The sequence below is a fragment of the Candidatus Palauibacter sp. genome (assembly GCF_965197445.1).
In the GTDB taxonomy this organism is placed as follows: domain Bacteria; phylum Gemmatimonadota; class Gemmatimonadetes; order Palauibacterales; family Palauibacteraceae; genus Palauibacter.
In genome coordinates this window covers 196,910-208,080 of record NZ_CBDANE010000003.1, presented here as the reverse complement: position 1 = coordinate 208,080, position 11,171 = coordinate 196,910, and the positions used below count along the sequence as shown (strand labels likewise).

General features: G+C 70.3%; 9 protein-coding genes. 8 read left to right on the top strand and 1 reads right to left on the bottom strand.

All coding sequences use genetic code 11. From position 1 onward, the window contains the following. Window positions 1–18 precede the first annotated feature (18 nt). The 8 genes from ftsZ to ACN9M6_RS01545 all read left to right on the top strand — a co-directional run bounded on the left by ftsZ (window position 19) and on the right by ACN9M6_RS01545 (window position 9,700). A complete protein-coding gene (gene ftsZ / locus ACN9M6_RS01580) occupies window positions 19–1,230 on the top strand; it encodes a cell division protein FtsZ (RefSeq protein ID WP_419161163.1) in 1,212 nt (403 codons plus the stop codon). Window positions 1,231–1,236: 6 nt separating this feature from the next. Beyond that, the gene (locus tag ACN9M6_RS01575) at window positions 1,237–2,520 is read left to right on the top strand and encodes a M23 family metallopeptidase (RefSeq protein WP_419161162.1); all 1,284 of its coding nucleotides are present in this window, start codon (window positions 1,237–1,239) and stop codon (window positions 2,518–2,520) included. Next, window positions 2,517–4,475, top strand: coding sequence for a vWA domain-containing protein (locus ACN9M6_RS01570; protein WP_419161161.1), 1,959 nt, complete (start codon window positions 2,517–2,519; stop codon window positions 4,473–4,475). Before ACN9M6_RS01575 ends, ACN9M6_RS01570 begins: the two co-directional genes overlap by 4 nt. After that, entirely contained in the window at window positions 4,472–5,416 is a 945-nt protein-coding gene (gene ftsY / locus ACN9M6_RS01565; protein ID WP_419161160.1) for a signal recognition particle-docking protein FtsY, read from the top strand. Before ACN9M6_RS01570 ends, ftsY begins: the two co-directional genes overlap by 4 nt. A gap of 4 nt (window positions 5,417–5,420) precedes the next feature. Continuing rightward, on the top strand, window positions 5,421–7,529 hold the full coding sequence (gene recG / locus ACN9M6_RS01560) for an ATP-dependent DNA helicase RecG (protein WP_419161159.1): 2,109 nt from the start codon (window positions 5,421–5,423) through the stop codon (window positions 7,527–7,529). Between the two features lie 96 nt (window positions 7,530–7,625). Next, on the top strand, window positions 7,626–8,933 hold the full coding sequence (gene asnS / locus ACN9M6_RS01555) for an asparagine--tRNA ligase (protein WP_419161158.1): 1,308 nt from the start codon (window positions 7,626–7,628) through the stop codon (window positions 8,931–8,933). 25 nt (window positions 8,934–8,958) lie between these two features. After that, entirely contained in the window at window positions 8,959–9,459 is a 501-nt protein-coding gene (locus ACN9M6_RS01550) for a RidA family protein (protein ID WP_419161157.1), read from the top strand. Window positions 9,460–9,484: 25 nt separating this feature from the next. Beyond that, window positions 9,485–9,700: a hypothetical protein gene (locus ACN9M6_RS01545; RefSeq protein WP_419161156.1), complete on the top strand. Its 216-nt coding sequence runs from the start codon at window positions 9,485–9,487 to the stop codon at window positions 9,698–9,700. 37 nt (window positions 9,701–9,737) lie between these two features. Here the strand turns inward: ACN9M6_RS01545 and ACN9M6_RS01540 are convergent, their stop codons facing one another. Then, complete coding sequence (locus ACN9M6_RS01540) at window positions 9,738–11,012, bottom strand: DUF222 domain-containing protein (RefSeq protein WP_419161155.1); 1,275 nt, start codon at window positions 11,010–11,012, stop codon at window positions 9,738–9,740. Window positions 11,013–11,171: the final 159 nt, after the last annotated feature.

Sequence of the window (11,171 nt, the reverse complement as noted above, 5' to 3'; positions counted from 1 at the left end):
CGGGGAGGGAGCGGACACATGGTATTCGAATTCGACGATAGTGTCGCGCGCAACGCGCGAATGAAGGTTGTGGGTGTAGGCGGGGCCGGCGGAAACGCCGTGAACCGCATGATCGACGAGAGACTCGATGGGGTCGAGTTCATCGCCGTCAACACGGACGCGCAGGCGCTGCACGGCTCCGGTGCGCATCTGAGGGTCCAGATCGGGAAGGAACTCACGCGTGGTCTGGGTGCCGGCGCCCGACCCGAGATCGGAAGACAGGCGATTGCGGAGAGCGTAGATGAGATGCACGCCGCGATCGCTGGAGCGGACCTGGTGTTTGTGACGGCGGGGATGGGCGGGGGCACCGGAACGGGCGCCGCTCCGGTCATCGGCCGCATGGCGCGTGAGATCGGAGCGCTCTGCATCGCGATCGTCACCCGGCCCTTCCTGTTCGAGGGCAAGAAGCGGATGCGGCATGCCGAACTCGGGCTCCGGGAGCTTCGCCGCGCCGTGGACACGATGATCGTCGTGCCGAACGAGCGGCTGCTCGCGGTGGTGGGGAAGGAGATGACGTTCCGCGATGCGCTGAAGAAGGCGGACGAAGTGCTCCTGCAGGCGACGCAGGGCATCTCGGACCTCATTTCCGTGACGGGCGAGGTCAACGTCGACTTCGCCGACGTCCGGACCGTGATGTCGAATCGCGGCGCCGCGCTCATGGGAACCGGGGAGGGAACCGGGGAGGAGCGGGCCGTCGAAGCCGCGCAGCAGGCGATTTGCTCGCCCCTGCTCGACAACGTATCCATCAACGGGGCCACGGGCGTCCTCATCAACATCAGCGGCGGCCCGGACATGACGATCGACGAGGTGACGACCATCAACTCGATCATTCAGGAAGCCGCCGGGGAAGAGGGCGAGATGATCTTCGGCGTCGTGCACGACCCCGAGCTCCAGGGTGTACTGCGTGTCACCGTGATCGCGACCGGCTTCGGAGAGGCGGAGGAAGAGGGCGAGCGGCCGCTCCCGATGGAGAGCGTCGCACCGGTACCGTCCTCCGGCAGGGTCGTGATCGGATCGAGGTACGAAGGGCCCCGGATCCTCGAGGCGGAGGAGCAGGCCGAGCCGGAAGTCGACGAGGCGGCCGATGAAGTGGCGGCGGCGGGGCAGAACGGCAAGGAGTCGTGGGTCGATGCCCGCCCCGATTTCGAGGATCTCGAGATCCCGACGTTCATACGGCGGCAGATGGACTGAGCGCGCTTGAATACAAGACGTCTGATAGCGGCCGGAGCGGTCTTCGCGGGCCTTTCCGCAATCGCATGGATCGCCTTCCGTCCCGGCGCCCCGCGAGCCGAAGAGATCAAGGTTGTCGAAGTGCCGACGCCTCCCGCTCCGGAGACGCTGGTGCATCAGCTCGGCCGCGGCGAGACCCTGGGAGGTGTGTTCGAAGACCATGGGCTCGACCGCAGCGAAACGCACCGGATCGTGCAGGCGATGGGGGCCTTCGAGAGCCCGCGGCGGCTGCGACCCGGGACCGAGATTCGTTTCGTGCGGCAGCCCGGCGAGCCCCCGGCCCGCATCCTCGTCCAACTCGACCGTGACCGAACACTTCACCTCTGGTCCGAAGGCGGGGTCGCCGCGGCATGGATGGCGAGACTGGATTCGGTCGCCATCATCCGGGACACCGTCCTGCTCGCCGGGCTCATCGAGACGAACCTGTTCGACGCCGAGATGTCGGGTGATGTGGACCGGTTGGGTGACGGAGCGCGCTTCGATGTCGCGTACCAGGTCTCGCAGGTCTTCGCCTGGCAGATCGATTTCTGGCGGGATCTGCGCAGGAACGACGCATACCGGATTCTGATCGCGCGGGAAGTGCGCCCCGATGGATCGGTGCGTAGCGCCAGCGTCCTCGCCGCCGACTTTCGGAACGATCGCCGTACGCTGACCGCGGTCCGATTCCAGCCCGATCCGCTCGCCCGGGTCGAGTACTTCGATGCGTCGGGGGAGGCGGTGCGGGGCCAGTTCCTCCTCGCGCCCCTGGATATCGCCCGCGTGACGAGCGGGTTCAACCTGAGGCGGTTCCATCCGGTCCTGAAGCGCACGCGCCCGCATCTCGGCGTCGACTATGGGGCGCCCAGAGGCACTCCGGTGCGCGCGACGGGCGCTGGCCGCGTTGGCCGCGCAGGGTCGTGGGGCAACTACGGCCGAGCCGTTGAAGTCCGTCATGCCAACAATATCCGGACCCGGTACGCGCACCTGAGCGGCATCGCGCGGGGTATGGGGGCCGGGACCCAGGTGGAGCAGGGGCAGGTGATCGGATACGTGGGCGCCACGGGGCTCGCGACCGCGCCGCATCTGCACTACGAGTTCCTGCGGAACGGGGTGCAGGTGAACCCGGCGCGGCTGCAGTTGCCCAGAGCCGAGCCGGTTCCCGCCGAGTTGCGCGGACAGTTCGCGGCCGTGCGCGAGGCCGTCCTGACGCGGCTTCGACTCATTCCGATGCCCATTCAGCCCGGGCAGCGCGCGCGCCGCACACAGGATTGACCCCCGGCCTCTGGCTTCTGGTCGGGCTGGCCGCAGTCGCGATCGCCGGCTGGGCCTATGGCACGCGCGAGGAGCGCGTCGCGGGCCGGGGTGGCCCGGCCGCCGTGCGCGCGGCGGCGATCTTCCTGATTCTCGGCGGCCTGGCGCTTCCCGCACTGCGCGGAGGTAGCGTCGGGGCGCCGGAGCGCGTGGTGCTGCTCGATGTTTCCGGGAGCATGGCGCTGCCCGTTCGCGCGGGAGATCCGGCGGCACGCATGCGACTGGACTCGGCGCTGGCCGTGCTCCCCGAGCTGATGCCCGACCGGATCTATTTGTTCGGGGACAGCCCGGTGCCCTCGCGGCTGGACTCGCTGGACGCGGTCGCCGCCGACCACGGCGCGAGCCGTCTCGAGCCGGCGCTCGAGGCCGCGCGGTTGGGTGGGGCGGACAGCGTGTGGGTGCTCACCGACGGTGACCTGACCGACCGCGAAGCCGCGGCCGGGACGGCTGAGGATCTCGGCCTCGGCGTGCGGGAACTTCGCGTGGCCGCGCCACCCCTCCGCGTCGGCCTCGCGGGGTTGCGTGCACCGGACCGGGCCCGGGCGGGCGACACGGTCCGCGTCACGCTGGAGTTCCGGGCGGGCGGAGAGGTGGGCGCAGGAGTGGGCGGGCTGCCCGACAGCGTGAGCGTCCAGCTGGAACGGGACGGAGACGTGGTCGCGGCCGGGCGGGCCCCTCGCCCCGCTCCCGGGCGGACCGGCCGGGCAGAACTCGCCTTCGTCCCGCGGAACGAAGGCGACCGACCAGCCTGGCGGCGCTACGAGGCCGTGCTGACCGATCCGCCCGACCCCTTCGGCGTCGCCAGCCGGGCCGGCGCCTGGATAGAGATCTCCGAGTCCGCCGCGGGCGCGGTGCTCGTGTCGATGGTCCCCGACTGGGAGGCGCGCTTCCTCGTCCCCGCACTCGACCGGCTCGTGCTGGGCGGAGCGCGGGGCTACCTGCGGCTGATCGACGGGCGCTTCCTCGAGATGGGCGCGAGCCCGCGGATCGTCGACGAGTCGCGGGTGCGGAACGCGGTGCAGGGCTCCCGGCTGCTTGCCGTACAGGGCGCTCCCGAGGACATCCCGCCCTGGTTGGCCGGAGCGCTGCGAGCGCACCCGCGGACGCTCTTCTTCACCGAGGGGCCGGGCGACGTACCGGGCGTGGGCGCCCGGATGACAGGCCCGCTGCCCGGCGAGTGGTATCCCGCGGGCCCGGTGCCGGCCAGCCCCTCCTCGGCATTGCTCGCGGAGGCGGACCTGGATCTTCTTCCGCCCGTCCGGGAGCTCTATGCGGTCGAACCGGCGGGGCGCTGGTCGGTGATCAACGCGCACCGGAACCGCCGCGGAGAGGGACGACCGCTGCTTACGGCGGGAGAGGATGGCGCGCGCCGCTGGGCGCTTGCCGCGGCTTCAGGCTGGTGGCGATGGTCGCTCCGAGGAGACGAGCCGCGACGCGTCTACGAGGGCGTGTTCAGCGGCATCGTCGGGTGGCTGGTCGAAGACGCCACGCCCCGGCTCGCCTCGCTCGTCCGCTCGCCGACGGTTGGGCGGCCGCCGGTCTGGCGGCTCCGCCCCGGCTCCACCGACCTGTCGATCCGTCTCCTGGACGAAGAGGGCACGGAGGTGTGGAGCGATTCCGCCGCCGAACCGCCGCCGGAAATCGTCGGGCCGGCCCTGCCACCGGGACGGTACGAAGCCATCGTGGCGGCCACCGGCCCCGATGGTCCTGTCGAACTACGGAGGCCATTCGAGGTCACGCCCGATCCCCGCGAGTTGATGCCCGGCCCCGCCTCCGAACTCCTGCACATCGAGCCGCAGGTCGCGTCCAGGCCGCCGATGGACGTTCGCCCGCCGAGGCCCGTGTGGCCGTTCCTTCTCGCTGTCCTCCTCCTCTGCGTCGAATGGGTCTGGCGCCACCGGATCGGGCTCCGATGACCGGCACCCTGCGCCGCCCGAAGCGCGGCTTGTGGCGCCGGATCGTCGATTTCGCCTTCACAGATGTGAAGACGCTCGTCGAGGGCGGTCTGGACGGCGATGCGATCGAACGGCTCGAGGAAGTGCTGCTCGAAGCCGACTTCGGGGTCGACATCACCATGGAACTGGTGGACGATCTCGAAAGGGCGGCGAGTCGCGGCGCCATCGCCACCGAGAGCGATCTGCGCGACGTGCTCCGCGCCCGCCTGGCCGCGGTCCTCGCGTCGGCCGATCCCGGCGCACCGGCCGCGGGGCGTGCGGGATTGCTCCACGCCGGAACGGAGCCCGCCGTCGTCCTCGTCCTCGGCGTGAACGGAGTGGGCAAGACCACCACCGTCGCCAAACTTGCCGCCCGGTTGCAGCGGGGCGGGGAAGGAGTGCTGCTCGCGGCCGCCGACACCTTCCGGGCCGGCGCGCAGGAGCAACTGCAGGCGTGGGCCAAGCGCCTCGGCGCCGAGTTTGTCGGCGGGACGGCCGGGGCGGACCCGGCCTCGGTGGCGTTCGATGCGGTGGCGGCGGCGCGTGCCCGGGGAACGTCCTGGGTCCTCGTCGATACGGCCGGCCGACTGCACACCCAGAGCGACCTCATGCGGGAACTAGTCAAGATCGACCGCGTGCTCGGCCGCCAGGTCGATGGGGCGCCGCACGAACGGCTGCTGGTCGTCGACGCCACGTCCGGACAGAACGTGATGAACCAGGCCCGACAGTTCGGCGCCGCACTCGACCTCACCGGCCTCGTCCTCGCCAAGTTCGACAGCACGGCCCGCGCGGGCACCGTCGTCGCGGTCGTCCGCGACCTTTCCGTGCCGGTCCGCTTCCTCGGGGTCGGAGAGTCGCCGGAGGACCTCGAGCGATTCTCGCCCGACCGCTACCTCGACAAGATCCTCGCCGCGGACGCGTGACCTCGTGACGCCCGGGCAATCGATTCTGCGGGGGCCGGTGCAGTACCTGAAGGGCGTGGGCCCGAAGCGGGCCGAGCGCTTCGCCCAGCTCGACGTACACACCGGGAGCGACCTTCTCTATCACCTCCCGTACCGCTACGAGGACGCCACCACGGTCGACCCCATCGCGAATCTGAAGGTGGGCCAGGACGCAACGGTCATCGGCCGGGTCGTCTCGAAGGGCGTCATCCCCACCCGGCGCCGGCTGCGGGTGTTCCGGGCCGTGCTCCGGGACGAGAGCGGGCACATCGAGTGTGCCTGGCCAGGGCGGCCGTGGCTCGACCGCACGATCGACAAGGGAGACCTCTTGCTCGCCGCCGGGCCCGTGCGCTTCTATCACGGCCGGCAGCTCCAGCCCCGCGAGCACACCGTGCTGGCGCGCGCGTCCGACGATGGCGGCACGGATGGCGGCGCGTCCGGCGAACGGCCTGCGGCGGGCCGCGTCTTCCCGGTCTATCCCGCCACGCAGGGCCTCACGCACCGGCAGGTCCGGGCGGTCGTCGAGCTCAACCTCTCCCGCCTGCTCGCCGAACTGGGGGATGACGACCCGATCCCGCGCGCCTGGCTGAAGCATCTGTCGCTCCCGCCCCTCGCCGAAGCCCTCCGCACGCTCCACCGCCCCCCCGGCATCGACCGGGTCGAGCCATCGCAGCGGCGTCTGGCCTTCGAGGAGCTGTTCTTCCTCCAGCTCCTCCACGCCCGCGCGCGGGCCCGCCTGCGGCACGAGGTGCGCGGCGTTGCCTTCGACGCCCCCCCCACGCTCACCCGTGCCCTGCTGAAGGCGCTCCCGTTCCAGCTCACCGGCGCCCAGCGGCGGAGCTGGACCGAGATCGAAGCCGACATGCACCGCCCGATGCCCATGAACCGGTTGCTCCAGGGCGACGTGGGGAGCGGCAAGACGGTGGTGGCCGCCCTCGCCATGCTCAAGGCGATCGAGGCTGGACACCAGGCCGCGATCATGGCGCCGACCGAACTGCTGGCGGAGCAGCACCAGCGCACCCTCGGCGAGCTGCTCCGACCGCTGGACGTAGAGCCCGTGCTCCTCACCGGATCGGTCACCGGCAAGGCCCGTCAGGACGCCCTCCAGCGTATCGGAGACGGCCGCGCGCGGCTGGTCGTCGGCACCCACGCGCTGATCCAGAGCGGTGTCGACTTCGCGTCCCCCGGTCTCGTCGTCATCGACGAGCAGCACCGCTTCGGCGTCGAGCAGCGCCGCAAGCTCCGCGAGAGCGGCCAGGCGCCCGACGCGCTCGTGATGTCGGCGACACCGATTCCTCGCAGCCTCGCCCTCGTCCTCTACGGCGACCTCGATCTGTCGGTGATCGACGAACTGCCCCCCGGCCGCCGCAAGATCCGGACGGCCGTGCGCGGACCCGAGAGCCGCGAAGGCGCGTTCGACTTCCTCGGCGAGCAGCTCGCCGAGGGTCACCAGGCGTACGTCGTCTACCCCCTCGTCGAGGAGTCCGAGACCCTGGAAGCCCGCGCCGCCACCGTCATGTTCGAGCGTCTGCAGGCCCGCTTCGCCGACTTCACCGTCCGTCTCCTGCACGGCCGACTCTCCTCAGCCGAAAAGGAAGACGCGATGCGCGGATTCCTCGCGGGGGACACGCAGTTGCTCGTCGCGACGACCGTCATCGAGGTGGGGATCGATGTACCGAACGCGACGGTGATGCTCATCGAGGACGCCGAACGGTTCGGTCTCGCTCAACTCCACCAGCTCCGGGGGCGCGTCGGCCGCGGCGCCGAGCAGTCGTACTGCATCGTCTTCCACGGGACGGCGGAGCCCTCCGAGCGCCTCCTCGCCTTCGAGAAGGCCTCCGATGGCTTCAAGCTGGCCGAGGACGATCTGAGGATCCGCGGGCAGGGCGACCTGTTCGGCAGGGAGCAGCACGGGGCCGCGCTGCTCAAGTTCGCCAAGCTGGACCGCGACCACGATCTGCTCGAAGACGCGAGGCGCCGGGCACGCGACATCGTCCACGCCGACCCGGGACTCAAGAAGCCTGCCCACCGCGCGCTGAGGCACGAACTCGACGTCCGCTACGCCCAGCGCGAGGCGCTCTACCAGGTAGGCTGAACCAAGTCGTCCCGACGCCTGAGGCCCGGGCGATTGCTCCGTCCCGGAGCGAACCGCAACTTGTCGCCGGCGCGGACCCCCCACATGGAATCGCACATGCACGTAGGAGAAGACACCGCCACCGTACGCGGGTTGCCGGCGCGAGTCGGGGACGAAGTGAATCTCCGCGGCTGGGTCCGGCGCCACCGCTCCAGCGGCAAGGTCTCCTTCCTCGTGCTCAGAGACGGCACGGGCGAGGTCCAGTGCGTCTTCGTGAAGAACGACGTCTCGTCCGACACGTGGGAGCGGCTCGCCACGGTGGGGCACGAGGCCTGCGTCGCCGTCACCGGTGTCGTCCGCGCCGACGCCCGCGCCCCCTCCGGCGTCGAGGTCACGGCTTCGGGTATCGAAGTGCTCGGACCTTCGGAGGACTTCCCGATCCAGCCCAAGGAGCACGGGGTCGACTTCCTGCTCGAGAACCGGCACCTGTGGCTGCGCAGCCCTCGGCAGATCGCGATCATGAGAGTCCGCGACGAGGTGATCCGCTCGATCCACGCCTTCCTTCATCACGAGGGCTTCGTCCACGTCGACACCCCGATCCTCACGGGGGCCATCGGCGAGTCCGCCGGGACTCTGTTCGAGACCGAGTACTTCGACCTCGGGACGGCGTATCTGGCGCAAACCGGACAGCTCTACGTCGAGGCGGCCGCCGCGGCGCTGGGCAAGGTCTACTGCTTCGGCCCCACCTTCCGGGCGGAGAAATCGAAGACGCGCCGGCACCTGACCGAGTTCTGGATGGTGGAGCCCGAAGCCGCCTGGCTGGACTCCGAGGGGAACATGGCGCTCCAGGAGCGCTTCATCTGCTGGATCGTGAAGCGCGTCCTCTACAACCAGCGCGAGCAGCTCGACATCCTGGGCCGCGACGTCTCGAAGCTCGAGGCGATCGCCCCGCCCTTCGACCGCATCAGCTACACGGACGCCGTCGCCTTCCTCCAGGCGAACGGAAGCAAGATCGAGTGGGGGACGGATCTGGGGGCGACGGACGAGACCCGGCTGGTGGAAGGCCGCGACAAGCCGCTGTTCGTGTTCGACTACCCGAAGGGGGTCAAGGCCTTCTATATGAAGGAGAACCCGGAGGATCCCCGCACCGTGAAATGCAACGATCTGCTCGCGCCGGAGGGGTACGGCGAGGTCATCGGCGGGAGCCAGCGGGAGGACGATCATGACAGGCTCCTGGCCCGGATTCGGGAGGAAGGGCTGCCGGAGGCGTCCTACGACTGGTACCTCGACCTTCGCCGCTACGGGACGTTCACCCACAGCGGGTTCGGGCTGGGGATCGAGCGCACGGTGACCTGGATGTGCGGGATCGACCACCTGCGCGAGACGATCGCATTCCCCAGGATGATGACCCGCGTCACACCATGACGGTTCACGCTGTAGAGGAGGACACATGACAGGGAAACAGCTTCTTACGGCGGCCCTGGGGCTCGGGCCGGCGCTGGCCCTCGGCGGCGCCCTGGCGTGCGCGGAGCAGCCCGCAGCGCAGGAGCACGACCAGATGGCCGAGACGATGCACTCCGTCGAGTACCTCGGCGGACGGCCCAACTCGCCGTTCTCCGAGGCGGTTCGAGTGGGGAACGTGCTCTACCTGTCCGGCAAGCTCGGCACCGTGCCCGGAGAGGGACTGGTCGAGGGCGGGATCGTCCCCGAGACCGAGCAGACGATGCGGAACATCACCGACGCGCTCGAGCGCTACGGTTCGTCGCTGGACCAGGTCGTCAAGTGCACCGTGTTCCTGGCCGACATCGCCGACTTCCGCGACATGAGCAGCACGTACATGGGCTTCTTCCCCGACCATCGGCCCGCCCGCAGCGCCATGGCGGTGGGTGCCCTCGTCCTGGACGCCCGCGTCGAGATCGAGTGCATCGCGACGGTCGGCTCATCCGGCTAGCGACCGGCGGCGGCAGAGGCGGCCCGTGATCCGGCTCACCTGGATCGGGTTCATCGTCGGAGCGAGCGTGTTCGCGGCGCTCGGGATGTGGATGAACACGCAGATCGGCTCACCGATGTTCTCGAACCCCGGCCCCGTGGGGATCCTCGCCCTGATCGGAGGCACGACATCCGGCCTCGTGAGTCCGCTCCTGCTCCGGCGGGTCCAACGCAAGCGCCGCCGCCGCGACCTGGAGCGTTAGCCCGGCGAAATGTTCCCGCGGGAACGTCCGCCGAGGCTCAGGCCGCCATCTGTCCCCACAGGACCCACAGCGCCCAGTCGAGGTCCAGCCGGTCCCCCTGCCAGCGGCTCGTCGACGTCCAGGGGTTGATCCCCTTCTGCCGGTGCCAGCGCCCGAGCCCGGCGTCGGGCGTCTGCGGCGCCTTCACATCGGGCCGCGCCGGAGGCACCGCCGGCACGATCCTCCCCGCGGGATCCGTGAACCGGGCCGCACCCGCCACTCCCATCTCCACCCGCCAGCCGCCCTCGTGCACCGTCCGGTGATGGAACCGGCACAGCAGGATCAGATTGTCCAGCGCCGTCTCGCCCCCCTCGGCCCACGGCACCGCGTGGTGTGCCTGCGTATACCGCGACCCGCAGCCCGGAAAGCGGCAGCCCCCGTCTCTCACGTCCAGCGCCTTACGCAGCCGCCACCCCACCGTGCGCCTCTTCCTTCCCACGTCCAGCACCGAGCCGTCCAGCCCCCGGGTCACCTCCACGACCTCCGGGTCGCAGGTCAGCCGCCGGGACGTTCCCGCGGGAACGTGTGAACCGTCCTCCGTGCTCACCACCGGCTCGCCCTCGCCCTCGTCCACGGCCACGGTGTGGACGACCAGCTGCACCTCCGCGTCGGTCCGATCCTCCAGCCACGCCCCGAGCGCGTCGTGGTGCCGCTCCGCCGGCGTCGCCGGCAGCTTCGGCTCCGGAGCCTCGGCCGCCCGCTCCGCCCGGTAGAGCTCGTCCCCGGCCGCGTCCAGTGCTTCCATGAGCAGGGCGCCCACCTCCGGCAGGAGCCGGCCCCGGATCCGGTACATGCCGTCCTCGCCCACCCGTACCGTCAGGTGTCGCCGCGCCGACATCTCGGATTCGCCGTCTTCGGCAGCCATGGCGGCCTCCGCACTACGCTGCGCCCGCACCAGACGCTCCACCTGGCTCGCCGTCGCGTCGCGCGCGAACTCAAGCAGCCGGACCTCGTTCCCGGGCGTGGCGATCCGCGTCAGCGCACGGACCTTGGACCAGGAGAGCCGCCCCTTCTCCATCTCGGCGGCGGTCCGCGGCAGCGAGGCGAGACACCGGGCCACCCGCACCCGCTCGCGGGCGGGGCCGAGCGTGACCCCGGTGCGCCAGGAGAGCCAGTGGGCACAGGAGCGCCACCCGGTCCAGAGTTCCGCGCGGTCGTAGCGGTAGAGCAGGGCCAGCAGCCGGTACTGGCCCGCGTCGAGGTGGGCGCAAAGTTCGGCGATCTCGTCGCCGAGAGGGTCGCTCAGAGCGTGGTGGGACTTCTCGTGAGGCATGGGTGTTCCTTCCGAATCTTCCGAAGTCCGGGGTCAAAGAGGGTGCGAACCCGAAATCGTTCGCGACTCCCATCTCATACCCCGATATTCGGTAAATGTTCGGTTTCCAACAAGCCAGCCAGTTCTCGAACTGGAGGGGTCCGACAAGCTGAGACGTTC